The organism is Geoalkalibacter subterraneus (assembly GCF_000827125.1).
Lineage (GTDB): Bacteria > Desulfobacterota > Desulfuromonadia > Desulfuromonadales > Geoalkalibacteraceae > Geoalkalibacter_A > Geoalkalibacter_A subterraneus.
The window spans coordinates 504950-530184 of record NZ_CP010311.1; the positions used below are offsets into that span (position 1 = coordinate 504950).

The 25235-nt window shown below is 59.1% G+C and carries 19 protein-coding genes and 2 riboswitches; of the genes, 6 read left to right on the plus strand and 13 right to left on the minus strand.

Annotated elements, in window-relative coordinates; genetic code table 11:
* Nucleotides 1-199 precede the first annotated feature (199 nt).
* Nucleotides 200-3019: a GPMC system transcriptional regulator gene (locus tag GSUB_RS02360; protein ID WP_235269888.1), complete on the minus strand. Its 2820-nt coding sequence runs from the start codon at nt 3017-3019 to the stop codon at nt 200-202.
* Nucleotides 3020-3278: 259 nt separating this feature from the next.
* Between GSUB_RS02360 and GSUB_RS02365 the strand changes: the two genes are divergently transcribed.
* The 3 genes from GSUB_RS02365 (at nt 3279) to GSUB_RS02375 (ending at nt 8712) form a co-directional block, all read left to right on the plus strand.
* A complete protein-coding gene (locus tag GSUB_RS02365; protein WP_158414028.1) occupies nt 3279-4766 on the plus strand; it encodes a potassium channel family protein in 1488 nt (495 codons plus the stop codon).
* 176 nt (nt 4767-4942) lie between these two features.
* The gene (locus tag GSUB_RS02370) at nt 4943-6118 is read left to right on the plus strand and encodes a cation:proton antiporter (protein WP_040199022.1); all 1176 of its coding nucleotides are present in this window, start codon (nt 4943-4945) and stop codon (nt 6116-6118) included.
* A gap of 119 nt (nt 6119-6237) precedes the next feature.
* Complete coding sequence (locus GSUB_RS02375) at nt 6238-8712, plus strand: EAL domain-containing protein (RefSeq protein ID WP_052464414.1); 2475 nt, start codon at nt 6238-6240, stop codon at nt 8710-8712.
* A 14-nt stretch (nt 8713-8726) separates the two neighbouring features.
* Here the strand turns inward: GSUB_RS02375 and GSUB_RS18940 are convergent, their stop codons facing one another.
* A complete protein-coding gene (locus tag GSUB_RS18940) occupies nt 8727-9158 on the minus strand; it encodes a DUF6544 family protein (protein ID WP_144401919.1) in 432 nt (143 codons plus the stop codon).
* A 238-nt stretch (nt 9159-9396) separates the two neighbouring features.
* Here GSUB_RS18940 and GSUB_RS02385 point away from each other — a divergent pair, with 238 nt between their 5' ends.
* Together GSUB_RS02385 and GSUB_RS02390 are read left to right on the plus strand one after the other, a co-directional pair.
* Nucleotides 9397-10581 (plus strand): hybrid sensor histidine kinase/response regulator, encoded by a 1185-nt coding sequence (locus GSUB_RS02385; protein WP_040199024.1) that lies wholly within the window; start codon nt 9397-9399, stop codon nt 10579-10581.
* Between the two features lie 8 nt (nt 10582-10589).
* On the plus strand, nt 10590-11012 hold the full coding sequence (locus tag GSUB_RS02390; RefSeq protein WP_040199025.1) for a glycosyltransferase: 423 nt from the start codon (nt 10590-10592) through the stop codon (nt 11010-11012).
* Between the two features lie 96 nt (nt 11013-11108).
* Here the strand turns inward: GSUB_RS02390 and GSUB_RS02395 are convergent, their stop codons facing one another.
* From GSUB_RS02395 to GSUB_RS02420, 6 genes are all read right to left on the minus strand, one after another.
* On the minus strand, nt 11109-11348 hold the full coding sequence (locus tag GSUB_RS02395) for a hypothetical protein (RefSeq protein ID WP_144401920.1): 240 nt from the start codon (nt 11346-11348) through the stop codon (nt 11109-11111).
* Between the two features lie 163 nt (nt 11349-11511).
* Nucleotides 11512-12018 carry a phosphohistidine phosphatase SixA gene (sixA, locus tag GSUB_RS02400; RefSeq protein WP_052464416.1) on the minus strand — a complete coding sequence of 169 codons (507 nt, stop codon included), beginning with the start codon at nt 12016-12018 and terminating at the stop codon, nt 11512-11514.
* A 38-nt stretch (nt 12019-12056) separates the two neighbouring features.
* Nucleotides 12057-12725 carry an outer membrane protein gene (locus tag GSUB_RS02405; protein WP_235269929.1) on the minus strand — a complete coding sequence of 223 codons (669 nt, stop codon included), beginning with the start codon at nt 12723-12725 and terminating at the stop codon, nt 12057-12059.
* 109 nt (nt 12726-12834) lie between these two features.
* Nucleotides 12835-14898 (minus strand): elongation factor G, encoded by a 2064-nt coding sequence (fusA, locus tag GSUB_RS02410; protein ID WP_040199028.1) that lies wholly within the window; start codon nt 14896-14898, stop codon nt 12835-12837.
* 129 nt (nt 14899-15027) lie between these two features.
* Nucleotides 15028-15807, minus strand: coding sequence for a GPMC system MBL fold metallohydrolase (locus GSUB_RS02415; RefSeq protein ID WP_040199029.1), 780 nt, complete (start codon nt 15805-15807; stop codon nt 15028-15030).
* A gap of 2 nt (nt 15808-15809) precedes the next feature.
* A complete protein-coding gene (locus tag GSUB_RS02420) occupies nt 15810-18203 on the minus strand; it encodes a methyl-accepting chemotaxis protein (protein WP_040199030.1) in 2394 nt (797 codons plus the stop codon).
* A gap of 230 nt (nt 18204-18433) precedes the next feature.
* Here GSUB_RS02420 and GSUB_RS02425 point away from each other — a divergent pair, with 230 nt between their 5' ends.
* On the plus strand, nt 18434-18634 hold the full coding sequence (locus GSUB_RS02425; RefSeq protein WP_040199031.1) for a hypothetical protein: 201 nt from the start codon (nt 18434-18436) through the stop codon (nt 18632-18634).
* A gap of 36 nt (nt 18635-18670) precedes the next feature.
* Here the strand turns inward: GSUB_RS02425 and metX are convergent, their stop codons facing one another.
* From metX to GSUB_RS02450, 5 genes are all read right to left on the minus strand, one after another.
* On the minus strand, nt 18671-19783 hold the full coding sequence (metX, locus tag GSUB_RS02430; RefSeq protein WP_040201964.1) for a homoserine O-acetyltransferase MetX: 1113 nt from the start codon (nt 19781-19783) through the stop codon (nt 18671-18673).
* Between the two features lie 129 nt (nt 19784-19912).
* Nucleotides 19913-20052, minus strand: a riboswitch (SAM riboswitch).
* A 63-nt stretch (nt 20053-20115) separates the two neighbouring features.
* Entirely contained in the window at nt 20116-21261 is a 1146-nt protein-coding gene (locus GSUB_RS02435; RefSeq protein ID WP_040199032.1) for a trans-sulfuration enzyme family protein, read from the minus strand.
* Between the two features lie 146 nt (nt 21262-21407).
* Nucleotides 21408-22559: a trans-sulfuration enzyme family protein gene (locus GSUB_RS02440; protein WP_040199033.1), complete on the minus strand. Its 1152-nt coding sequence runs from the start codon at nt 22557-22559 to the stop codon at nt 21408-21410.
* A gap of 108 nt (nt 22560-22667) precedes the next feature.
* Nucleotides 22668-22781, minus strand: a riboswitch (SAM riboswitch).
* Nucleotides 22782-22847: 66 nt separating this feature from the next.
* Nucleotides 22848-23804, minus strand: a complete 957-nt coding sequence (gene cysK / locus GSUB_RS02445; RefSeq protein ID WP_040199034.1) for a cysteine synthase A — start codon at nt 23802-23804, stop codon at nt 22848-22850.
* Nucleotides 23805-23867: 63 nt separating this feature from the next.
* Complete coding sequence (locus GSUB_RS02450) at nt 23868-25187, minus strand: nitrite/sulfite reductase (RefSeq protein ID WP_040199035.1); 1320 nt, start codon at nt 25185-25187, stop codon at nt 23868-23870.
* Between the last annotated feature and the right edge of the window lie 48 nt (nt 25188-25235).

A 25235-nucleotide genomic window follows, 5' to 3' on the forward strand; every position in this document is an offset into this window, starting at 1 on the left:
CTCCTTGTTGATCACTTTTGAGCATGGCCCGCAGGGTGCGGCGAGCATTATTCTGGATATTTACCAACTGTTCAGCACGGGTTCGCAACTCCCATGAAAAGGGCCACTTTTCGCCATCCCTGGCCGTTTGATTGGCGCCTTCCCTGGCGCCAAACACCCTTTTCATGGGAGCTGCGAACCCATGAGGTCGAATTTCACTTCAACGGATGCGAATCGTTTTGTAGAGAAAATTCTTGAAGCGGAAAAATACCTTCTGTTCCTCCGGATCACTGCTGCGTGGGTCGCAGGCGTGCAGGCGCTGCGCCATCTTCGGCATGGTGGTCGCACCGTCGTCGCGGGCTCTCTCCACCAGGGTAAGCACCGTTTCGCGCGTCAGATGATTGGACGAATAGGGCTGGTGCACTGCCGACCAGAAATCCTCCCGGCCCGCCAGGATGTCGTCATAGATGCGTACCGCCACCTCTTCGGTCAGCTTGCGGGTCTGATCGCGGGGTTCCGCAGCAGGCGCTCCCGCCACCGCGGTGCGGATATCCTCCTCCGTGATCATCGCCCCGCGCCGGAAGAACAGCGCACGAAGCAGGATGCTGCGCAGCTCGCGGATGTTGCCGGTGAAATGGTGATTGACCAGGGCTTCGCGTGCCCCACGTGTTAAAGTCGGTTGGTCGTTGTCGCTTTCCTCGGGTTTTTTGTAGATGCGAAACAGTTGCCCGAGAAAGTGGGTGGCCAGGTCGCCGATGTCCTCGCGGCGCTGATTGAGGGACGGCACCTCGATGGTCAGTTCCGTCAGGCGATGGTAAAGATCTTCGCGGAAGGCACCCTCTTCGATCAGCTGGTGCAGGTTCTTGTTGGTGGCGGCCACCAGCAGCACCCGGGCGTAGCGCGTGGTGTTTTCGCCGAGGCGGACAAAACCGCCGTTGTCGAGAAAGCGCAGCAGCTGCACTTGGGTTTTAGGATCGGCGTCGCCGATTTCATCGAGAAAAACGATCCCGCCATGGGCTTCTTCCAGAATTCCCATGCGGTCGGCATGGGCGCCGGTAAAGGCGCCGCGTTTGTGGCCGAAAAGCTCCGAATAGGTCAGTTCGCCGCTGTAGGCGGCAATATTGGATTTTTTGACCGGAAGTTCGCGCCCGGGGCGGATTTTTTCGCGGTAGATTTCGTTGAGGCGTGAGTAGATGTTGTTGAAGACGAACTCCTTGCCGCTGCCGGTTTCGCCGGTAATCAGCAGCGACGGCAGTCCCAGGGTCGCCTCGCGGATGCTGGCCTGGCTCCAGAAGGCGATGCGGTTGGCCAGCGGCGGCGCCACGCGCTGAATGAAATCCACCACCTGCATGGCCTTGCTGGAGTTGCCGATGATATTGCCGAGCTTGTAGGAGGAGACCTTCGGGTCCTTGTAGCCGACGTCTGAGCGCAGTTGGGTCACTTCGGTGGTAAGCTGCTCGATGCGTCGCCGGTCGCCAAGGTGGCGCGAGATCATGCGCTCGATCAGGGTCAGGATGCGCTGATGCTCATCGGTGAAGAAATGCGGGCGCATGCTGTCAAGGCAGATCACCGCGATGACCTCTCCTTCGCAGACGACCGGCACCGCCAGCTCCGAACGGATGGTTTCGGTGATCTCGCGGTAGAAGCCGCCGGCGCTTTTCTCCGCGATCGTGTCATCGATGCGGTGCGGTCTGCCGGTGGCGGCCACGAAGCCGGTAAGGCTGCGTTCTTCGCGCGGCAGTTCCGAGCCGCCGATGGGGATCGGAGCGATGTTCTGCTTGAGCCACTCCTTGCTTTTGGCGCCGACCACGCGCCCCTCGCTGTCTTCCACCACCAGCCATTTGCGTTCGTCGATCTGCTCCACCAGGGCGATGCTGCCGGTGTCGGCACCAATGATTTCGGTGGCTTTGGACAAAACCCGGTTCAGAAAGGGGGCCAGCCCCTCGAAGCGCTGCTGCAGCAGGTCGTTGATCTCCGCCAGCACCTGGATTTCAATATGCTGGCCGCCGATCTCCTGGATGGCACGCTCAACCATGTCGGCATGCGCTTCCAGCAGCCCCTTTTCAAAATCGCTGAAGGTGTGCGTTTCCCTGGTATAGTAATTGACGAGGCAGATGACCCGCCGGGTGCGCGCCTCGTAACGCGGCACCAGAAACAGGGACTTGAGGCCGAGCTGATCTGTCAGATAGCGTTTCTGCAGGGTTTCCGACTCCAGGTAGGGAAAATAAAGCGGTGAAAGCAGGGTTTCGTCGGTAATGACCCCTGAAGCGTTGATGAAACGCGACAGCAGGGATTGCCCGGGGCCCAGGCTGACCAGCTTGTGATCTTCGTAAAGCTGCTTGGTCTCTTTCTCCCTGGAGTAGGAGGCCAGGATACGCAGCCCCGCATCGCCTGTTTCCCCCGGTGGGGCCGGTACCAGCACTGATGCCAATGCCAGTTTGTCAATGAGGCGCACCGCGGATTTGACCATGTGCAACGCCGCCTCGCGTTTCTTGGCGGCGTCCACCTGCCGTGCCAGCAGGATCTGCTGGTGGTATTTGCGAGCCTGGTCGATGACCGGGGTGACCTGCGCCAGAAACTGCTTGAGCTGATCGCGCTGCAGGGAGGTGGGAATCTGCCCGATCTGCCCGCTGTCGATACAGACCACGCCCAGCGCGCGACCCTCGTGCACCAGCGGGATGAGATAGCTGGCGGCGATGTCGAACTTCTCCGCCAACTCGCGGGCATAGGGGGACGACTGCGCGGCGACATCCTCCAGCAGCAGTTCTTCCTGATTGATATAGACACGCGATACGGCGAAGCTGGCGTTGTTGATGGGGAAGGATTTGAGCCGGATCAGGTCGGCATAGGGTCCCGAAGCCTGGGAGCAGGTCAGAATCCCCCGCGTCAGATCCTCAAGGTAGACGCGGCTGCGGGAGCGTTGCGATAAAAGCCTCAAGGCTTTCTCCAGCACATGAAGAATATCGGTGAGGTTCTCCTTGCCGTAGCTGAGGATTTTATTTGAGAGTTCGTTCAGACGAGAAGCGGGTTCCGGATTCAAGCTCATTCTCCGCAATGGGGTGGTGATATCGGGGTGATCGAAACATCGAATGGGCAAGGGCAGTGCCCCTGTCGAACCTGATCATAACGCCGCACCGCTTTTCACGCAACAATCCGTTTTTCCTCTGTTCTTCATGGGAGGGTAGAGAGGTTATAGGATAGTCAAGGTTCTACTTTTACTGTATGGTGTCAATTCTGCCATAACTTAAATCCAGGAGGCTGTCGCCTGCAGTCTCCTGTCATGATGAAGGATGGGGCTTTTGAATCCTAGTCGTTTTTTCATTATCGGAGTCGGCAACATCGGCCTTCAGCTGATCAGGATGTTGTCCAGGGACTTTCCTCTGACCTGCATCGACAACAATGCCCACACGCTGGAGATGGTCAAGTCGCTGCGTGGCGATGCCGTCAGGGTGGTTGAAGGGGATGCCACCAGCCGCCTGGTGCTCGAAGAGGCGGGAATCAGCGAAGGGGACACGGTGATCATCACCACCACTTCGGAAAGGGTCAACCTGGAAGTGGCGCGGGTGCTGCGCGAAAATTTCACGGTGGCGCGTATCGTTGCAGTCGGCATCACCAAAAAGGGGATCGAAGCTCTCGAAAACCTGGAGGTCGAGGTCGAGGGCATCTTCAACCTCAGTGCCCTGGGGCTGCGCAACCGCCTGGAGCACAAGACCAAGGCGGTGCAGGGGATCGGCCTGGGCAAAAACGAAATTCTCGAAGTCGAGGTCCACCCCAACTCCCGCGTCGCCCACAAGCGGCTCTCTTCCATCAACCCCCATAACTGGCGGGTCGGCATCATCTACCGCGATAACAATATCGTCATCCCGCGCGGCGATACCATCCTCAAACCCAAGGACCGCCTGATCATTCTGGGCGATCCGCGCGTGCTGCAGACCGTGGCCGAGATCCTGACCTTCCGGTTTCAGCATTTTCCGCTGGAATACGGCGACACCCTGCTGGTGCTGCTGGAAGGGGATGAGACCGAAGATTTCTTCTCCGAACTGGGTTACATCCACAGTGTTTTTCCCTTTGAACGGATGCGGGTGCTGCACCCCGAAAAAAATAACGGTTACGACGAGGCCGTACGGCGGCAGATCGAGGAAGCCGGCCTGCGATCAGCTGAATTTACGACGCTCACCGCTAAAAAATCGGTTGCGGCCGCCCTGGATTCTCTCTCCCAGGAGCCCGATCTGCGCATCGGCATGACGGTTCTGTCCCGCCCGCGCCTGGTGGATTCACTCGGCTCGATGTTCGCCCGTTCTCAGAAAAAAAGCTATTTGCAGGATCTGGCCCATCGGGTGCGCTGCCCCCTGGTGCTGGCCGGCGGCAGCCACCCGTGGGAGAAAGTTGCCGTACCCTGCACCGATCCGGAAAATGTGCAGCATGTACTCGAAACGGCACTGGAAATGTCTTCCGCCATCAAGTACGAAATCGAAGCGCTGCTGGTCAGACCTTCCGATTACATCGCCACGGATGAAGAGCAGGATGCCTTCACGGTCATGAAGAAAACCGTCTCCGACCTGAGCTACATCTACAAGGCCACCATTCATGCGACCGAACTCAGCGGCAATCCAATTCGCTCGTTCTGTGATCACGCAAAGGATTACTCTCTGGTGGTCAGCGACCTGACCGCCTGGAGCGATCGCGGTTTCATCCGCTCCCTGTTCAATCCCGACGTGGCCTGGAATATCGTGCGCAAAACCCCCGTGTCCGTCATGGTCGTCCCCCCGCCGGGCGAACTCATCTAGGAGGCTGCCGGACTTTGGAAGAATCTACTGCGAAACCGGCAAATCGGCCCATATTCCCGAAAATTTTCGACAAATAGGTTCACTATTCGCTCTCAAATTTCCAAAAATCTGTTCTCGATTTGCCAATTTCTCGTGACGATCCTCAAAGTCCGACAGCCTCCTAGCGGAGCGAAATCATGGTCCATCATTATCTGCCTATTTTCCTGATTGTGCTCGGCGCGGCCATCGTGCCCTTTATCGCACGGCGCATGCGGGTGCCGTCTGCGGCTCTCGAAATCGTTTACGGTCTGCTGCTGTTCAACTTCGTTCTGCATGAACGCCCCAACTGGTTTCCGCTGTTTCGTGAACTGGGGCTGGTTTATCTCATGTTCATCGCCGGCATGGAGCTTGATCTGCGCAGTTTGTGGCGCGGTGGCCGTGCCGGCTGGTATGTACTGGTGTCGGTCGTCTCCTTTACGCTGACGCCCCTGCTGTTTGTTGCCCTGGGCCTGCCTTTTTTCCTTGGGGTGTCGGTGGCGATGATCTCTGCGGGCATTGTGGTGCCGGTACTGAAAGAAACAGGTTTGATGAAGACGCCGCTGGGGCAGAACATCATGGGTGTGGTGCTGACCGGCGAACTGCTTTCCATCATGGTGCTGGCGCTGATTGATGCCTACCACAAGCACGGTATGACCTGGCTGGCCGCGACCGAGCTTCTGAAACTGACCCTGGTGTTTGCCCTGGCGGTGGTGGTGCTCAAGGCGATGCGCCTGCTGGCCTGGTGGTATCCGTCGCGGGTGCAGAAAGTGATGGAGAGCGAAGACCCGGTTGAAGAAGGGGTGCGCATCGTTGTCACCGTTGCCTTTGCGGGGGGACTGCTGGCCATTTTCGTCGGGGCGGAGGCGATCCTCGGATCCTTCCTCATGGGAGTGGTCTTTACCTTTGTTTTCCGCAACAAGGGGCGCTTTGAGGAGAAGATCAACGCGCTGGGGTTCGGCTTTCTGATCCCGTTTTTTTTCATCGGCGTCGGTTCCGACCTGACCCTGGAGGTGCTAACGTCGTGGGATACGGTGCTGCTGGCGGTCTTTCTGACCCTGGCGGTGCTGGTGAGCAACCTCTCGCCGTTGCTGGTCGCAAGACCGCTGGGGCTGACAATGCGGGAAGCGACCGCCATGGCCATTCTGCTGTCGGCCCCATTGACCATGATCGTGGTGGCGGGGACGATGGGCGAGCGCATCGGCGTATTGGCTCCCGAGATGACCGGCCCGCTGGTGCTGACAGCGTTGCTGGCCAGTATCCTCTACCCTTCTTTGTTTCGCCCTTTAGCGCAGAAGGTAGTGTCCGAAGACCAAAATGAAAACGGCTCAAAATAACCAATCAACGCATTTTTATTTTGCTGTTGATGTTTTTTTATTAAACGCTTAGAATGATCTTCCGTTGAGATCTGTTGTGCATCTGTGCCGGTCGGCCCATTTCCCAGGAGAGGGCAGGTATGAGTGAAAATTCGTGCATCCGCCATGGCATCGAGCCTCGTGAAGAGGTGATCCTGCTGGTTGAGGATGCGCAGGGCTTTGCTCGTATCGTGACGCGTATCCTGGAAAAGGCGGGGTTCACCCTGGCCATCGTCGGCACTGGCACCGATGCCCTGGCCTGGCTGCGCGAACACGACCCTTCGCTGATGCTGCTCGATTATAACCTGCCGGATATGAGCGGCCGCGCCGTCATCGAGACGCTGCGGGCCGACGGCCGTTTTGTTCCCTTCGTCATTATTACCGGCAACGGCGACGAGCGCGTGGCGGTGGATATGATGAAGCTCGGAGCCTTTGACTACCTGGTCAAGGACGAGGCTTTTCTCACCCTGCTCCCCTCCGTCGTACGTCAGACCCTGGACCGGGTTTCCGTTTCGCGCCGTCTGCAGGAGACGGAAGAAATGCTGGAAGAGCGCCAGGAACATCTGCGCGCCTTTGCCGCCGCCCTGCCCGATATGGTGTTAGTGCTCGACGAGGAGGGACGCATTGTCGAAACCCTTTCCGGGGAGGACGGCTCTGATGCACCCTGGTCGGGATCTCTCATGGGGCGCCATGTCCGCGATGTGTTCGGGACGCGCAATGCCCTGCTGTTTCAGGGGGCCATTCAGGAGACGTTGGCCGGCGGGATCAGCAAGGTGGTGGAATATTCGCTTTTTGACACCCAGGGCGATCGCTGGTTCGAAGGGCGCACGGCACCGGTCAATTTCCGCGACCGTCCCCCCCTGGTGGTGTGGGTGGCGCGCGAGATTACCGAGCGCAAAAAATCCGAAGAACAGTTGCGCAAGCTGCTGCGCGCCATCGAGCAGAGCCCCAGCATCGTCATGATCACCGACGCCGAGGGGGTGATCGAATATGTCAATCCTACGTTCTGCGAAGTGACCGGATACCGCGCCGAGGAAGTGCAGGGGCAGTCGCCCACTTTGCTGCAGTCGGATGTGCATCCTGAGGAATTCCATCGCGAGATGTGGAACGATATTTCCAGCGGGCAGGATTGGCGGGGCGAGTTTGCCAACCGTCGCAAGTCCGGCGATGTCTATTGGGAACATGCCATGATCTCACCGGTGCGCAACGAGCGCGGTCATGTGACCCACTACCTCAAGGTGGCTGAGGATATCACCGCCCGCAAGAACGCCGACGAGAAGATTCACACTCTGACTTACTTCGATGTCTTGACGGGGTTGCCGAACCAGGCACTTTTCTATGACCGTGTGCGCCAGGGGATATCAGCCGCTCACCGAGCCGGTGAAAAGCTTGGTGTGGTGGTGGTCGATATCGACCATTTTCAGCGTATCAACAATGCCTTTGCCCATGGGTTCGGCGATCAGGTTCTGCGCATGGTGGCCGATCGCCTGCGCCGCACCCTGCGCGAGGAAGACACCATCGCCCGCTTCTGGGGCGACAGCTTCCTGCTGGCGCTGCCACGCCTGCGCACCGAAGATGATCTGCTGCGTGTCACGCACAAAATCAGCAACGCTTTCATTGCGCCGTTTCGAATCGAGCAGCGCGAGATTTTCCTCACCGTAAGCATGGGGTTGACTCTCTTCCCCTCTGACGGCACCACGGTGGACGTATTACTCAAAAATGCGGAAGCCGCTCTGGGCCGCAGCAAGGAGCAGGGCCCGGGCGGCTTTGCTTTGTACTCTCCCAGCATGAACCGGCAGGCTTCCGAGAGTCTGATGCTGCAGGGCGATCTGCGCAAAGGCATTGAGCGGGGGCAGTTCGAGCTGTTCTACCAGCCGCAACTCGATGTGGCGACCCGCCGCGTTGTCGGCGCCGAGGCGCTGGTACGCTGGCGCCATCCCACCCAGGGGTTGCTTTTCCCGGACAAATTCATTCAGCTGGCCGAAGAGACCAATCTGATCTGCCCTCTCGGCGACTGGATTATCCTGGAAGCCTGCCGGCAGCTGGCCCAGTGGAACAAGGCCGGGGTCCGCAATTTCCGCATGTCCATAAACCTTTCGCCGCGCCAGTTCCATTCTTCCGATTGCGTTGCCGTGATCGAGCAGGGGGTGCGCGAATACGGCATCGACCCAACGCAATTGACCTTCGAGATCACCGAAACCCTGATCCTGTGGAACACCGAAAAAGCGATCAGCGCTCTCAACCGCCTCAAAGAGATGGGGTGTCACGTCGCCATCGATGACTTCGGCACCGGGTATTCATCCCTGGGCTATCTGCAGAAATTCCCCCTCAATACCATCAAGATCGACAAGAGCTTCGTCATGCAGTCCGACCGGAACCCGCAGGACGCCTCTATCTGCCGCACCATCATCGCCATGGCCCACAGCCTCGGCCTGCGAGTGCTGGCCGAAGGGGTCGAAAAGGAAGAGCATTACGGTTTTCTGCGTGACAACGGCTGCCATGAGATGCAGGGCTACCTGTTCAGCAAGCCGGTCGCCGTGGACGAGTTCAGCAGCCGCTGGCTCACCCAAGTCTGAGCCTCTGCCCCACCTCACTCCTCACTCCTCGCATCCTGTTCAGGGATCGGATCCATTGCCGGATAGTCGCTCAGGATTGTCAAATAGCGTGCCGCTTTATCCGCCTGTTCAGCCAACCGGCGGATGTTGCTCAGGGTGTCGAGGTGATCGACCAGATCCCGTACTCCGACACGACCTTCGGTGCCGGTGCGCAGCTCTCCGCTCTGTAGAATTTCCACGGCCGGAATCAGCCTCTGATCCTCGCCGAGGACATGGCGAAAATAGCGGGAGACGGGTGGTGGCAGGGTGGTGGAGAGGGAGCAAAAGTCAGCGTCGTGGGAACTTTTCGCAGCAGTCAGTCTTACTTCCAGACTTTTTGCAAAAGAAGCCTCTCTTGCCCGGTAGAAAAAAAGGATGCCGATACATGAAGCGACTATTATGACACTTAATATCAACCAGAAGTTCATAAAAGACAACGCAGAGAAAAGGTCAGTTTTACCAAGAAGAACGGTCAAGGGTGCAGGCTTATTCAAGCCACAGGTTTAAAGAAAAGAAAGTTTTAATGCAACAAAAAAATAAAAAAGTTTAATTTTTTCCTCATCAAACCCTAAGCTCCCGCCAACACCTGCCAAATAAACAGCCGGTAAAAAAAGGTTCACCACAGAACGTCTATTGTTCTAATGATCTCTTCCAGGTTAAGAATCCATGAGCCTTCAGGACATTTCGCAGCGCAAGAACTGTTCCGACAAAAACACGGTTCGCATTCTTATCGTTGAGGATGAGCCGGATCTTGCCGAGATGCTGGAATATTCTCTGCGGCAGGCTGGTTTCGAGACATTGAGCTGCGCCGACGGCTTCAGTGCCTGCCGCTTGATTGAGCGAGAACGCCCGGACCTGGTGCTGCTGGATATCATGCTGCCGGAGCTGGACGGCTGGGAAGTCTGCCGCCTGCTGCGCAGCGTACCCGATGAAAGTACGGCCACCACGCCGGTGATCATGCTGACGGCTCTCGACGCGGTGGAGCAGCGGGTGCGCGGCCTTGAGCTGGGAGCCGATGCCTACGTCACCAAACCTTATGCACTGCGGGAGGTGGTGGCGCATATCCGAAACCTGACGGCAAGGCGCCGTCGGGATGAGGCAAAGCGGAAAGAGGTTGGTGAGCTACGGGAGCGCGATCGCCTGCGTGGCGATATCCAGAGCCTTCTGTTTCACGAGCTGCGCAATCACCTGCTGGTGATTGGCGGATTTTCCAATCTGCTGATCCGGGGAGACAGTTCTCCGTCAGGCAAGCCGGCTCACGATTATGTCCGGGCGATCCATCGCAGCTCCAATTACCTGAGCCTGATCGCGGACGAGTTCCACCTGGTGCGCCATATTGAGAACGGTCGCCTGGCCCTGAAGGCCGAACCTCTGCTGCTCGATGAACTGGTGCGGGAGGTGGTGGCACTTTTTGCCCCCTTTGCAACAGACAAGGGGGTGAAGCTGGAGCTGCGGGGGTGGCAGCAGTCACCGCTTTTAATCGCAAACCGCGCAGCTCTCAAGGTGGTGTTGTGCAATCTGGTCGATAATGCCATCAAGTACGGCGGTGAAGGTGGAAGGGTCACAATTGTTTATCGTTCCGACCGGTTGCGGGGCCTGTCGGGATTCAGTGTCCTCGATCGCGGGCCCGGCATCAGCCCTGATCGTCAGAATGCGGTGTTTGAAAAATTTGTCCGCGGTGAAAAGGACGCCAGTGCGCGTGCCGGCGCGGGGCTTGGCCTGTATGTCGTGCGAACTCTCGTCGAATCACTCGGTGGTCGCGTCATATTGCACAGTCGATCGGGAGCGGGCAGTTGTTTTGAGGTGCTGTTTCCACAGGGCGATCACGAAAAGGGAAACCAGGGAGAGTGAATGTTGGTATGAAATCCTTGCGTCTGACCCTCGTCTCAGAAACCTTCATCCCTCAGGTCAACGGAGTTTCACGCACTCTGGACCGTCTGGTGCGGCATCTGGCATCACGGGGGGATCGGGTGCAGCTTATAATCCCGCGCTATGATGCTGTGGGTTCTGTACCGCCGTCGGTCGAGAAAAGCGAATGGAGTGCCTTTAAGCTGCCGTTTTACAAAGAGGTGCTACTGCCTGTTGCGCGCACTGCCAATGTGCGCAGAACGATAGAAGGGTTCTGCCCGGATATTGTTCATATCGCCACCGAAGGCCCCCTCGGTTTTGCCGCGCTGCGTGCGGCGCGGGCCATTGGAGTGCCCACGGTCGGCTCTTACCATACAGGATTTGAGATTGTGGGAAAGGTGCATCTTCATTCTGTTCCTCCTGCGTTAAGTTGATAATGGCCCGGTCTAATCACCGGGAAGGCGCTGGCTATTCAATAGGTGAAATGTTTTCGTTCAGTGAAATAAGTGTTTTATTTCTGTTTGATATGGTTATTTCTGATGGGCGGGCCAGGGGTCGCGCCCGAACAGCGGCTGGCTGTGGCGCAGAATTTTGGAGAGAAAAAGGGGGCAGTCTTCGTGGTCTTCGGAAAAGCAGCGATGGGCGATGCGGGTCGGCTCCAGCCGTGTGCTGGAGAAAGAAGCGTCACAGGCGCTCTTATCGACGCAGTAAAAAGGACAGTTGCTGTGAAGAGCCGGTCGTGACGGCAACGATCTGTGGATGGCGGACATGATGGGAACCTCCGAAAATTCGATGTTGATTTTTCGGAGTGGAGTGTGCTGCCGCAATGTTACGGCAGCATTATCTCCAGATGATGATTGTGTGAAAGTGGTTCGCCGGAGGGGGAGAAAGCTTTCCTCAGCAGAAGGGGAGAGGGTCTATGGTTGATCCGGGTTAAAGGTCTTTGAGCCGCTGGGGGTCGGTGTGAAACACGCCCCGGGAGTGAAGCCAGAGAAAATCTGCCTTTTCGTTCGGTGCGTCGCGGTTCCATTCGAGCGCGAGCACGGCACCTTTTCTAAGGATGACGGCACCGGGCGTCTGCAAAAGCTGGTTGCCAAGTTCGCTTAGATCAGGCTCGTGGCCGACGCAGGCCATGGATTTCACCCCGGGGTGCCGTGACAGCAGCCGATTCAGGCCGTCCAGGTCAAAGCCCGGCGCCAGGGTTTCATCCACCGGCAGCTGGCCGCGGAAAGAAAGACCTTCGGCGAGAATTTCCGCGGTCTGTACCGCACGTACCAGCGGGCTGGTGACGATGATCTCGGTCTCCATCCCCTTTTTACGCAGTTTCTGAGCGGCTTCCCGGAAACGTTCGCGGCCGTCGGGAGTCAAAAAACGATTGTTTTCCGGGATGTCGAAGGCGCGTTCGACCGCTTTGGCATGGCGGACCAGAAAAAGCAGCATGGCGTCTCCTCCAAATTCGGTATTGCGAATTCAGTTGCTTAAAAGCGGAAGCGGAAACCGACGTCGAGATTGTGGCTGCTGTATTCGATATCGTATTCACGCTCCTGTACGGTATCGGTTTCGGCATCCAGGGTTTTTGCGCGCAGTGTCGCGTCGAGCATGCCGAAGTAGCGATAACCGACTGAAATCGTAAAATGGTCGCCAATGGGCAGGCCGATGCCGGCGCCCGCCTGGTAGGCGAAGCGGGTGTCGTCGTCATCGCTGAAGCCGGCATCGTCCAGGGTCAGGCGTGCGGCTCCCACACCGATACCCATGTACGGGCGAAACGGGCTTCTGGTCCTGAAATCAACCCAGCTGTTGATCATCAGGCTGTCAACAGTTGCCTCCCCGCCGACCGGTCGGAAGGCGCCATTCTCTTCCACTTCGTCGGCGTCGGTGCTGCGCCGGGTATATTCAATTTCCAGCCGTCCGGAGGTGGTGCCGCTCTTGCTGAAATAAGTCCCGGCGTCATAGCCGAGTACGACGCCGTAGCTCATGCCGGGGTCGTATTCGATGTCGAAGGATGATCCGACCGGTGCCGAAACCGAGGAATCCTCGAGAAAAACTGCGCCTGTATTGGCGCCGAAATAAACACCCTGCTCAGCAGCGGTGGCGGAAGTAACAAGCGTAATGCAGGTCGCCAAGCCGAAAAAGATCATCCAACGCATTTTCACAGTAATATCTCCTGATTTAGATGATTCCTCCTCCCCCCAGCGGGGGGAGGGGATATCTCGTTAAAAGTAGAATCTGCCCAAAATCCTGTCAATGCCAATATGCTTATGCTGTGAAGCCGAAACGTTTCAGGGTCTCCGGCGGTGCCTGGTCGAAATGGGAAAATTCCATGGTGTAGGTGCCGCGTCCCTTGGTTGCGCCGCGCAGTTCCGTCATGTAGCCGAACATTTCCTCCAGGGCGACCCTGGCGCGAATGACATCGATTTCGCCGCGGGAGGTCATCCCTTCGACCTGGCCGCGCTTCTGCTGCAGGCCGCCCATGACCCGGCCGGTGCTTTCGGAGGGAATGGTCAGTTCCAGCGCCATGACCGGCTCCAGCAGGGTCGGCTGCGCCTCGCGGGCGGCCAGGGAGAAGCCGCGCTGGGCCGCCGCACGCAGGCCGATTTCGGTGGTGACGCCCTGCTTTATCTGAACTTCGGTCACGCGGATGCAGAGATCTGTGAGGGGATAGCCGGCCCGCACTCCCCCCTGGGCCGCCTGCCGCAGGCTTTCTTCCAGCAGAATGCGCCATTCTTCTGGAAGTTCAAGTGTTGAGGCCATTTCGATTTTCAGTCCGGAATTGCGTGCCAGAGGTTCGAGATGCAGGGTCAGTTCACCGTGATGCAGGCGTCCGTCGATCTCGCGTTCAAATACTTCATGATGTTCGCGCGGACGGGTCAGGGCTTCGCGGTAAACCACCTGGGGGCGGCCGGTCTGGACCTGGGTGTGAAAATCACGGGCCAGCCGCTCTACGACGACCTCGAGGTGAAGTTCGCCCATACCGGTGAGGATGGTCTGCCCCGTTTCGGCGTCTTCCCGGACCCGCAGGGTGGGGTCTTCCCACTGCAGCTTTTCGAGAGCTCCCGGCAGCTTCTCGCGGTCTTCGAGCGCGCGCGGCTCGACGGCGATGGAGACCATCGGTTCGGGGCAGCTCAGCCCGGCGATGCGCAGAGGACGATCCGGGCGGCACAGGGCGTCGCCGGTGAGGACATCTTTAAGGCCGGTGGCTGCCACAATGTCGCCGGCGCGGGACTGCTCGATGCGTTCACGCTTGTGGGCGTGCATCAGAAACAGCCGCGCCACGCGGTCTTCGCCTTCGCGGGTGCTGTTGTAAAGGGTTTCGCCGGCGGTTAAGCGACCGGAGTACATGCGCAGGTAGGTCAGTTTGCGTCCTTCGTCGGAGAGTACCTTGAAAGCCAGGGCGCACAAGGGTCCCTCGGGATCGCAGGGCAGTTCGATGAGGGTGCCGTCCCGGGGATCGCGCGCTTCAATGGGTGGAGCTTCTTTGGGTGAGGGGAGAAAGTCGATCACGCCGTCCAGCAGCGGCTGAACCCCCTTGTTGCGCAGGGCCGAGCCGAGAAAAACCGGAAAAATGCCGCAGGCGATGGTGCCGCGGCGCAAAGCGACCCGCAGGCGATCGGCTGTCACGGGATTTCCTTCAAGAAAATCGGTCATGATGTCATCGTCGAAATCGGCGGCGGCTTCCACCACCCGTTCGCGTGCGGCGCGGACCCGCTCCTGCTCCTCCTCCGGCAGAGGGTGGCGCTCCACCGTGCCTCCCAGATCATCCTCGCTGAACAGGATGATTTCCTCCTCCAGCAGATCGATCAGGCCGCTGAATTCGTGCTCAACCCCGAGCGGCAGCTGCAGCAGCACGGGGCGCGCCGACAGGCGGGCGCGGATCTGCTGGAGGGTGTTCTCGATATCGGCTCCAATGCGGTCGAGCTTGTTGATCAGGCAGATGCGCGGCACCCGGTAGTGGCCGGCCTGACGCCAGACCGACTCACTCTGCGGTTGGACGCCTTCGACCGCGCTGAATATGGCAACCGCCCCATCGAGTACGCGCAGGGAGCGCTCCACCTCGATGGTGAAATCGATGTGTCCCGGCGTATCGATGAGATTGATCCAGTGGTCGCGCCAGCGGCAGGCGGTGCTGGTGGCGGTGATTGTAATGCCGCGTTCCTGCTCCTGGGCCATCCAGTCCATGACGGTGTTGCCGTCGTGGACTTCACCGATGCGGTGGGTCTCGCCGGTATAGAACAGGATGCGCTCGGAGACGGTGGTCTTGCCGGCGTCGATGTGGGAGATGATCCCGATATTGCGAATGGATTTGAGCGCTGGTGGTTTCATGGGGCCGCCCGAGTGAAAAGAGAAATGATTTCATCGTATTGGAGATCAGTATATCGCACCTCGATCATCCAGCAAGATCCTTCTTTCATCACCCGTCATGAGCCTGGTGCGGGCTTCCGTTTCGCAGATTTATTCCTCGCCAAACTCCAGCCGCATCCCGTCATAGGCCAGTTCTGCGTCAGGGGGAAGTTCCCGGGAGTGGCGCTCATGGTCGACGTCGTGATTCAAATGGGTGAGGATGATGCGTCGCACGCCCAGCTCACGCATGGCCTCGATGGCGGCCGGAATATTGAAGTGCGTGGTGTGGGGACGAAAGCGCAGGCCGTCGATGATGACCGTGTCCAGGTGCTGGAGCAGGCGTTTGGAACCATCGGGAATGGCATGACAGTCGGTCAGGTAGGCGAACGGGCCGATGCGATAGCCGAGGCAGAGGTTGTGACCGTGCAGCAGCGGCACCGGCTGGATCCTGAGGCCGAACAGGTTGAGGGGACCGTCGATGATGTGGGTTTCAAGATTGGGACGATAGCCCGATGCGACCGCATCGTCGAAGATATAGCGGAAAGCGCGCCGGATGGAGTCGATGGTGACCGTGCTGCCGTGGATGGGAATGGCGCCGCCGTTTTTCATGCTGAAGGCGCGCAGGTCGTCGATGCCGTTGACGTGGTCGGCGTGCGAGTGGGTGTAAAGAACCGCTTCGATGTGGCCGATCCCCTCGCGCAGAGCCTGTTGGCGCAGGTCCGTGGCGGTGTCAATGAGGATGTGGCGTCCGCGGTGCTGCAGCAGGATGCTGCAGCGGGTGCGGTGGTTGCGCGGCGAGTCCGAGGTGCAAACCGGGCATTCGCATCCCAGGGTGGGGACCCCGGTGCTGGTGCCCGACCCCAGCACTCTGACACTGAATCCGGCAGACATGGCTACTCGACCTTGAAGGCGCCGATTTCATCCTTGAGGGTCTGGGCATGGCGCAGCAGGGCTTCAATTACCCGGTCGAATTCCTGTGTGCGTGCGACATTGCTTTCGGCGATTTCACGCACGTTGGAGACGGCGGTGACCACCTGGTGGCTGCGGACGCTCTGCTCGTGGGTGGCGCCGTTGATGTTTTCAATCATCTCGCGGATCTTTTCCATGTTCTGGGAAATCTGGCGGCTGCCACTGGTCTGTTCACCGGTGCTGACCTTGACGCGCGCGGTAATTTCGCGCATCTCTTCTGACGCAGCGTTGAGATGGCGGATCCCCTGGCTATGCTGCTTGATGGCGGAGGCGATCTGCATCAGGGTGTCGGTGTTGCTGTTGACCGCGCGGGTGATCTGCTGGCTGCCGCGCGCCTGTTCCTGGGTGGCACGCACGATGCCGCGCACCTCTTCCGAGGATTTGAGGGTGCTCACGCGGATGGTCTCAAGGGCTTCACCGGCAATGCAGGCTTTTTCAGCCTCCTGGCGCACCTTCTCGTTGCCTTGGGTCATGGTGTCCACCGCTTCGCGGGTGCCTTTCTGCAGGTGGTTGATGATCTCGGCAATATCGCGGGTCGAAACGGCGGTGCGCTCGGCCAACTCGCCGATTTCGTCGGCTACCACGGCGAAGCCGCGTCCGTGCTCACCAGCCTGCGCGGCGATTATGGCGGCGTTGAGAGCCAGCAAGCTGGTCTGGTCGGCGACCTCGTCGATGACCGTGAGGATTTTGCCGATGGCGCTGGACTGGCGGCCCAGTTCCTGAATGGTGGTGGTGGCCTGTTCCACAGTTTCACACAACGCCTGGATGCCGGAGATGCTGTCTTCCACCGCTTTCTGACCCCGTTCGGTTTCGCGTACAGCCTCGTCGGACAGGCGGTTGGTGCGTTCAGCGCTCTGTTCGATCTCTTTGATGGCAGCGTCGAATTCGGTCACCGAGGCGGCGGTTTCTTGGGTGGAACTCGACAGGGCGGTGACGCTGTCGGCGATCTGCTGGCTGGAACTCGACATTTCACCGAGGGAGGTGATGATCTCTTCCACCTTGGCGAACATGATCTCCATCTGCTCGGCGATTTCTTCGGTCGTTGAACCGACCTGCAACGTGGCCGAGGAGCTTTCTTCGGCGGCCAGCAGAAGAGTGGCAACGTTTTCGGCGACGCCGCTGATGATGCCGTCGATATCCTGCAGGGCGCTGTGCGATTCCTGCAGTGAGCGGGACTGACGCTCAGCCCCCTCGCTGACGGCGTGGGATGACAGCCGGATCTGCTCGGTGGCCTGGGCCAGCTCGTTGCGCACCTCAAGGGTGTGGCGCACCGTTTCCCGCAGGCGGGCAAGGAAGCGGTTGAAGTTTTCCGCCAGCGCGCCCACTTCGTCGCTGGAGCGGACTTTAAGGGTATGGGTTAGATCCGCCTCTCCTTCAGCAATCTCTCGCAGGTTGCCGACCACTTCACCCAGGGGACGGACGATGCCGCGTGAGATGAAAACGCCGATCAGTACCGCCAGCACACCGACACCGGCCAGTGTAACCAGCACCAGCTGTTCCATCTCCTTTTGAGATGCCAGCATGCTGGAGCGATCAAGGGCAATGACCATGCATTGCCCGGGGGTGAGTACAATCCTCTGGGCGAGATAGGAAGACTTGCCGACCTCAAGTTCCCAGATTTCGCGGTCGGCCCTGGAGGTAACGTCGAGATCTTTTAAGGCGTCAAGCGAAGCCGTTGTTGCCCCGTCCTGGCAGTTGAACGAAATTTCTGCTCCGCTGAGGTTGCTGAGACGTGCAGCATAACTGTCGTCCAGAAAAATTACGCCGACCAGGTAGGCCAGAGGTTCCTTGTGGAAGGTGATCGGTGCCGCTGCAATAATTGCCGACATCCCTTCAAACGTCGTGATCCCGCTGACTTCCGCCGGTCTTTCACCTTCCGGGGCGATCAACTGATGAATCATGCATTCTTCCCCGATTCTTGACAGGGGGAGATCTGCGAACTTCGGCTGGTTTTCACGTCTCAGAACTTTGCCTTCCAGGCTGACGATCTGAACAAGGTCAAGGTTGAAGATGCGAATGGCATCTTCCATGGCCGTGCCCAGGTTGAGGGGTTCGTCGGGATCAATGGCATATTTTATGGAATTGATCAGGTCTTCGTCCCGTCGCAGAACGTGGATGTAGTTGCGGGTTTCTCGGCGCGTATCCTCCATGATTTCAAGGACCAGGCGGGAGTTTTCTTCCAGTCGGCCGCGCAGGTTGTCATCGATCAGGTCGCTGGTTCGCGACGATACAATCAACAGAGCAAAAGCGAGGGGGATAACGGCCAGGCCGACCAGGGCCAGCAGAATTTTTGCCCGAAGTCCGAGAAAGGTTTTCATGGTTGTCACTATCCTGTGGCAAAAGGAAAATGAGATGCATCAATGAACCTCTTAACGCTAACATTTTCTAATTTTGTAGGCAATCATTTTTATCTGTTCTTTCATCAATGTTGTTCGGGAATTTGGAGAGGCGGCAGAACACCCTTTACTTACCCGGCAAATTTTGCCCAAAATGGTGTCTTGCTGGATGGAATTCGAGAGTGGGTCGGCTCAGCCCGGGAAGGATTGTGATGCACAAAGGTAAAAACGAGAAAAAGGGGGTAGACGTAGATTCGCGCCCGAACAAGCTCTGTCGCCGCTGCGTGCGCAGCTGTCGGCAGAGCGACATGATCGTGCTGGTGGATTGCCCGCGCTTTCAGCCGCGGCCCTTCAAGGTGAAAGAGCCGCCAAGGGATCAACTCGAATTGTTCCGCCCCGGGAAAAAAAAATGATGAAATCGCCGCCGTGTTCAGTGCACGGCGGTTTTTTTACGCCTGACGGTCGATAAAATGGCTGATCAGGTGGGTGAACTTCTCCGGCTCCACCAGGAAGGAGTCGTGACCGTAGTCGGAGTCGATCAGATGGTATTCGACATGTTTGCCCAGGGATCGCAGCACCTCGACTGCTTCCTCGGTCTGGTAGGGAGGGTAGAGCCAGTCGGAGGTGAAGGCGAACCAGAGCGAAGGGCATTGCAGGTAGGAGAATGCTTCCTGCAGTGACTCGAAATTCCAGGCGGTATCGTACAGGTCGAGGGCCTTGGCCAGGTAGAGAAAGCTGTTGGTGTCAAAATGCTGGGGGAAATTGTGGCCGTTGTATTCAAGGTAGCGCTCGACTTCGAACTGGCCGAAAAAGTCGAACAGGCCATCTCTCGCTGAATAGCGCCGCCCGAATTTCAGGTGCATCGACGTGTCGGACAGAAAGGCAATATGCCCGATGGCGCGCGCCAGTGCCAGCCCGTCCGTGGGAGGATGTTCGGTACGGTAGTTGCCTTTTTTCCAGAGGGGGTCGTTGAAGATCGCCTGGCGGGCGACCGAGTTGAGCGCGATGGACATGGGAGAGGTGCGCGCGGTGCCGGCGATGGGGATGATGGAGCGCACCCGCTCGGAATAGTGAATTCCCCATTCCACAGCCTGCATGGCCCCCATGCTGCCGCCGATGACCGTCACCAGGGTGTCGATTCCCAGATGGTCGAGCAGCAGTTGCTGAGCGCGCACCATGTCGCGCACCATCAGCACCGGGAAGCTGAGGCGGTAGGGCTTTTCCGTTCGCGGGTTGATGCTGGTGGGGCCGGTGGAGCCCTTGCACGAGCCGATGGTGTTGGAACAGATGACGAAATAGCGGTCGGTGTCGATCACCTTGCCGGGCCCGATCATGCCGTCCCACCAGCCGGGCTTGCGGTCGTCCGGGTGATGACGACCCGCGGCGTGGGCGTCGCCGGTCCAGGCGTGGCACACCAGGATGGCGTTGGAGCGCTCGGCGTTGAGCTGGCCGTATGTTTCGTAGGCCAGGGTGATAGGACCCAGGACGCGCCCGCTCTCCAGGCGCAGTTCGGTGTCGAAAGTGACGTACTCGGTTGTGACCAGCCCGACGGAAGTGTTCAATGCTTCGATCCCCTGCGGATGACAACGGTTCAAATCGGGCGTGACGGCAGCCGTCACGCAAAAAGGCCCCTCTCGTGGCAGATGAGAAGGGGCCTTCAGAACTCAGGGTGCGGGTATCGTCGGGCTCCGTCCTCATCTTTCCCGCGTTCGCCTTAAAAAGGCATCAGCAAGTAGGAGTTAGCACCTGACGTTCGCACGGGCCTTGCGGCGTTGACAAACCGGTTGCTGTGGTTTCACAGGGCCTTTCCCTCCACCACTCTGGATAAAGACGTTGCGCTATGCGGTTGTGAGCCGAAACTGTAACGAAAGAATTCCGGGCTGTCAATGCAGATTCAGCGAAGACCCTGCGCAAGATCGTCCCACAGGTCTTCAGGGTCTTCAATGCCTACGGAGATGCGCAGCAGGCTTTCACGGATGCCGAGCTCGTTTTTCACCGAAGCCGGGATCGCCGCGTGCGACATGCTCCAGCAGTGGGTGAGGATGGTTTCTACCCCTCCGAGGCTGGGCGCGATGATCGGCAGTTTGACCGTTTCGAGCAGAGGACGCACCTGCTTGTGATCCTTGAGCTCAAAAGAGATGACCGCTCCTGGACCCGTCGCCTGGGAAAAATGCACATCACGCCCCGGATGGTCGTTCAGCTGCGGGTAATAGACTTTCGCCACCGCCGGATGGTTCGCCAGCCGTTCGCACAGCAGCAGAGCGCCGTTCTGTGCGGCCTCGAGGCGGACTTTGAGGGTCTTGATGCCACGCGCCAGCAGAAAGCAGTCGAAGGGGGGCAGCGCCGCACCCAGCGCGTTGTGGTGGCGCTTGAGGCGGTTGGCCAGATCCTCGTCGGCGGTGGTGACCAGCCCGGCCAGAAGGTCCGAGTGCCCGCCGAGAAACTTGGTGGCGCTGTGGATAGCGACGCCGATCCCCAGCGGCAGGGCCGGCTGCAGCAGCGGAGTCATGAACGTGTTGTCGAGCAGGGTCAGCAGACCGCGGCGCCGCGCGATGTCGACCATGGCGCGCAGATCGGTAATCTTGAACAGGGGATTGGAGGGTGTCTCCAAAAACAGGGCGCGGGTCTGCGGGCGCACGGCGTCTTCGACCTGCTGCGGATCGGTCATGTCGACGAAGGTCGTCTCGATCCCCTGCTGCGGCAGCACCAGCGTCAGATAGCGGTAGGTGCCGCCGTACAGGTCATCGGGTGCAATAAGATGATCGCCGCTTTTGAGCAGGGACAGCGCGCCTCCGATGGCCGCCATGCCGGAGGCGTAGGCGAAGCCGCGCACGCCCCCCTCCAGCAGGGCGATGGCTTCCTCGACCTGATCCCGGCTGGGATTTCCGCTGCGCGCATAATCGTACGCGCCCGCGCGCCCCTCAAAATGATGGTAGGTCGAAGAAAGATAGACCGGAATATTGGCTGCCCCGGTGGACGGATCCCGATCCCGCCCCTGATGCACAAGAACCGTCGCAGCCCGCAGCTTTTTCGAATTCATAAAGACCCCTTTTTTGAACCACAGAGAACACGGAGAGCACAGAGGAAACCCTAGAGTACGAGATCTAAAACCAAAAAAAAGATTTTTTCTCAGATTTTTCTCTGTGCTCTCTGTGAACTCTGTGGTGAAAATTGGTTTGAGAAATTTCAGCCCAAAGCCTGTTCAAGATCAGCAATGATATCATCGGCATCCTCGATGCCCACCGACAGCCGCAACAGGCTTTCACAAATCCCCAGGCGCTCTCGCTCCGGTTCGGGGATGTCGCCGTGCGTCTGGACCGCCGGCAGAGTCATCAATGATTCGACACCGCCCAGACTTTCGGCGAATGAAATCAGCTTGAGCCGTTTCAGCACCTGGCGGGCCGTCTCCCGCGAGTCGACCCGGAAAGAGAGCATGCCGCCGAATCCGCTGGTCTGGCGCTGGGAGAGGGCATGCCCGGGATGGTCCTTGAGCCCCGGGTAATACACGGCGCTGACCCGCGGATGCGCCTTCAGCCACTGTGCCACTTCCAGCGCGTTGGCGCAATGGCGTTCCAGGCGCAGGGACAGGGTCTTGAGGGAACGCATCAGCAGCCAGCAGTCCTGGGGCGAAAGGATGCCGCCGGTGGAATTCTGCAGGAAGTAGAGTCGTTCTCCCAGTTCCTCCTCCCGGGCGACCAGCACCCCGGCGCACAGGTCGTTGTGCCCGCCCAGGTACTTGGTCGCGGAGTGGACCACGACGTCTGCGCCGAAGTCGAACGGGCGCTGCAGCACCGGCGTCAGAAAGGTGTTGTCCACCACAAAGAGCAACTCGTGCTTGCGACAGGTCTCGCCCAGGGCTGCCAGGTCGGCCACTCCCAGCAGTGGATTGCCGGGCGTCTCCACCAGCAGCGCGCGGCTGTCCGGCTCGATGGCCGCTGTTATCGCCGCCGTGTCGGTGGTGTCCACATAGGATGCCCGCAGCCCGAGCTTATCGAAGACTTCGGCCAGCACCCGGTAGGTTCCGCCGTACAGATCCTGCGATACGATCAGGTGATCTCCGGCGCGGAAGTGCAGAAACAGCGTCGTTAATGCCGCCATTCCTGATGAAAAGACGCAGGCGCGGGCTCCCCCTTCCAATTCAGCCAGGGCGTCTTCCAGCACCTGACGGGTCGGGTTGCCCGAACGGGTGTAGTCGAAACCGGTGCTTTCCCCCACGGCCGGATGGCGGTAGGTGGCGCTCGGATAAATGGGATAGCTGATGGCACCGGTGGCCTCATCCTTTCCCACGCCGACCTGTGTCAGTCGGCTGGCCGTTTTCCAATGACCGGGTGTGCTCATATCGTGCATTCCTTTCCGCCGCATTGTACAAAAAAAGCCCCTTCCACAGATGGGAAGGGGCCGGTTCGGGAAAAGGGGGCTTTCCGCGATGCACTTGCGCCGGCTCCGTCCTCATCTCTCCCTTGATTCAGGGCAGGAATTGGCACCAGTTGCTCGTTTGAAAAAAACGAACCGGTTGCCGTGGCTTCACAGGGCCTTTCCCTCCACCACTCTGGATGATAACGCAGCTTAAAATTTACGCTTATGGTAGAGCATATAAAAACCAATGTCAAACTAAAACCGTCAAGTTTAGGCCTGGATATCCTCAAAAAGAACGCTGGAAAGGTAGCGCTCGCCGGCATCCGGCAGAATAACGACAATGGTTTTCCCGGCGAATTCAGGCTGAGCGGCGAGGCGGGCTGCGGCAACCGTGGCTGCGCCGCAGGAGATTCCGGACAGCAGGCCCTCTTCCTTGGCCAGCCGTCGCGCCATTTCAATCGACTCCTCGTTGCTGACCTGCTCCACCCGGTCGACCAGGGAGAGGTCCAGGGTGTCGGGAATAAAGCCGGCACCGATCCCCTGAATTTTATGCGGGCCAGGCTTGATTTCTTCTCCTGCGAGCTTCTGGCGAATGACCGGGCTCTCCGTCGGTTCCACTGCCACGGACAGGATCTGCTTGCCGCGGGTCTTCTTGATGTAGCGCGAAACCCCCGTTATAGTGCCGCCGGTGCCGACGCCGGAGACCAGCACGTCGATGTCGCCGTCGGTATCTTCCCAGATTTCCGGGCCGGTGGTCTGTTCATGAATCGCCGGGTTGGCGGGGTTTTTGAACTGGTGCAGCAGCACGTAGCGGTTGGGGTCGGAGGCCGCCAGCTCTTCTGCCGCCGCGATAGCTCCCCCCATTCCTTTGGCGCCGGGCGTCAGGATCAACTCGGCGCCGAAAGCCGCCAGCACCTTGCGCCGTTCGATGCTCATGGTTTCGGGCATGGTCAGGGTGATCGGGATGCCGCGCGCGGCGGCGACAAAAGCAAGGGCGATGCCGGTATTGCCGCTGGTGGGCTCGATGATCTGCCTGCCGGGGCCGAGCAGTCCCTTTTGTTCGGCGTCCCAGATCATGGATGCGCCGATGCGGCATTTGACGGAATAGGCCGGATTGCGCCCCTCGATCTTGCCGAGGACAGTGGCGCCGCCGGGAGTCACTTTGTTAAGCCGGACCAGGGGGGTGCGGCCGATGCTGAGAGAATTGTCGGTGTAAATGCGAGCCATGGCAAACTCCTTTGAAAGTCCGTTGTCTGTGGATTTCACAACGGATAGCGTGAGACAACTTGATTATAGTGCTTGTTTAAGGGTTAGCATTAAATCTGATAAACTCAATCCTGTTTTGATTTTTTCCCCCAGATTTTTGTCCGTTCGACGGTAGAGATCGAAGCGTGGCTGGCGGACTCCGTTCTCGTCCTTGACGAGGCTGCTGGTGACGATGCCGAAGTCGGCCAGCTGCGGTTGACTGCAGCTGTTGGGACAGCCGGAGATGGCCCAGTCCAGATCGCGAGCGGTTTCGGGCATCCGGGCCAGTGCCTGACGTGCCACTTCGCGGGTGGCGCACAGTCCCATGCGGCAGGCGTGGTTGCCGACGCAGACACGAAAAGTGGTGCGCTGCTCCGGCGCAGCTTTGTTGAAACCAGCCTCGGTCAGCTGTTTGTTCAGCTCCTGTGCGGCTTTTTCGCTTCGGGGAGCAAGGGCGATGTTCTGGTCGGCGGTGAGAGCCAGAAATCCTTCCGTATGCAGGGCGGCAAGGTCGACAAGGTTGCGGAAAGCGGTCGTGTCGAGGTCTCCTGCGAAGATGGGGGCGGTTACGGTTTCCAGGTTCGTGCCGGGTGCCGGTGCGGCATCGAGGCCGCCCGCGATAAGCGTCGCAGATGCGCTGCCTTGCTCCTGTTGCAGGAGGCGTCGAAAGGTGCTTTCCCCCTGGGTGCGCAGCAGGTATTTGAGGCGGCGTGGCGGCGCAGTGTGTTTGCGATAGGTGCGCACCACCGCTTCGATCAGTGGAATGATCCGCTTTTCCGTCACCTTTTCTTCCAACAGAATCGCCGCCTGCGGTTCACGCCCCAGTCCGCCGCCGACCCAGACATCGTAAAGATTTTCCTCCTGGTGCGCTTCGACCAGAACCAGCCCGACATCCTGAATCAGATGGCGGGCGTTCTGATAGCCGTCTTCCACCGCGATTTTGAATTTTTTGGGCAGCCCTTCGAAATGAGGGTTGCCGGCGAAGTGGCGGTGCAGACGTCGCGCCAAGGCCTGGGTTGTGCCAAAATGGGGCGAGAAGCTGGTGCTGCAGGTGATGCCGCGCACCGCGCCGCCGCAGGCGCCGCGGCTGGTGAGTCCTACCGACGCAAGTCCGCGGCCGATCGAGGGAAGATCTTCAATCTGGACCCTGTGCAGCTCGATACTGCCACGAGTGGTCAGGTGAAGACGTCCACCCGCAAAAGAGTCGGCCAGCTCGGCCACCTGCCCGGCCTGCGCCACCGACAGCACCCCGGCCGGAACCTTGATGCGCAGCATCAGTTCGTCCTGATCGTTCATGCGGTAGACGCCGTCAAGGCGAAGCTTATGAAAATCGACGGCGGGTTTTTGGGGAGTGGCTGAGGTCATGGGGAGCGATCCTTTCGGGTTTTTGTTTCTGTTTTTCCGGTGGCGGCG

What these genes read in the sequence shown, in the direction of transcription:
- GSUB_RS02370 (WP_040199022.1), top strand. Translation starts at nt 4,943, where the DNA reads ATGGTCCATCATTATCTGCCTATTTTCCTGATTGTGCTCGGCGCGGCC.
- GSUB_RS02375 (WP_052464414.1), top strand. Translation starts at nt 6,238, where the DNA reads ATGAGTGAAAATTCGTGCATCCGCCATGGCATCGAGCCTCGTGAAGAG.
- GSUB_RS18940 (WP_144401919.1), bottom strand. Translation starts at nt 9,158, where the DNA reads ATGAACTTCTGGTTGATATTAAGTGTCATAATAGTCGCTTCATGTATC.
- GSUB_RS02385 (WP_040199024.1), top strand. Translation starts at nt 9,397, where the DNA reads ATGAGCCTTCAGGACATTTCGCAGCGCAAGAACTGTTCCGACAAAAAC.
- GSUB_RS02390 (WP_040199025.1), top strand. Translation starts at nt 10,590, where the DNA reads ATGAAATCCTTGCGTCTGACCCTCGTCTCAGAAACCTTCATCCCTCAG.
- GSUB_RS02395 (WP_144401920.1), bottom strand. Translation starts at nt 11,348, where the DNA reads ATGTCCGCCATCCACAGATCGTTGCCGTCACGACCGGCTCTTCACAGC.
- sixA (WP_052464416.1), bottom strand. Translation starts at nt 12,018, where the DNA reads ATGCTGCTTTTTCTGGTCCGCCATGCCAAAGCGGTCGAACGCGCCTTC.
- GSUB_RS02405 (WP_235269929.1), bottom strand. Translation starts at nt 12,725, where the DNA reads ATGCGTTGGATGATCTTTTTCGGCTTGGCGACCTGCATTACGCTTGTT.
- fusA (WP_040199028.1), bottom strand. Translation starts at nt 14,898, where the DNA reads ATGAAACCACCAGCGCTCAAATCCATTCGCAATATCGGGATCATCTCC.
- GSUB_RS02415 (WP_040199029.1), bottom strand. Translation starts at nt 15,807, where the DNA reads ATGTCTGCCGGATTCAGTGTCAGAGTGCTGGGGTCGGGCACCAGCACC.
- GSUB_RS02420 (WP_040199030.1), bottom strand. Translation starts at nt 18,203, where the DNA reads ATGAAAACCTTTCTCGGACTTCGGGCAAAAATTCTGCTGGCCCTGGTC.
- GSUB_RS02425 (WP_040199031.1), top strand. Translation starts at nt 18,434, where the DNA reads ATGCACAAAGGTAAAAACGAGAAAAAGGGGGTAGACGTAGATTCGCGC.
- GSUB_RS02435 (WP_040199032.1), bottom strand. Translation starts at nt 21,261, where the DNA reads ATGAATTCGAAAAAGCTGCGGGCTGCGACGGTTCTTGTGCATCAGGGG.
- GSUB_RS02440 (WP_040199033.1), bottom strand. Translation starts at nt 22,559, where the DNA reads ATGAGCACACCCGGTCATTGGAAAACGGCCAGCCGACTGACACAGGTC.
- cysK (WP_040199034.1), bottom strand. Translation starts at nt 23,804, where the DNA reads ATGGCTCGCATTTACACCGACAATTCTCTCAGCATCGGCCGCACCCCC.
- GSUB_RS02450 (WP_040199035.1), bottom strand. Translation starts at nt 25,187, where the DNA reads ATGACCTCAGCCACTCCCCAAAAACCCGCCGTCGATTTTCATAAGCTT.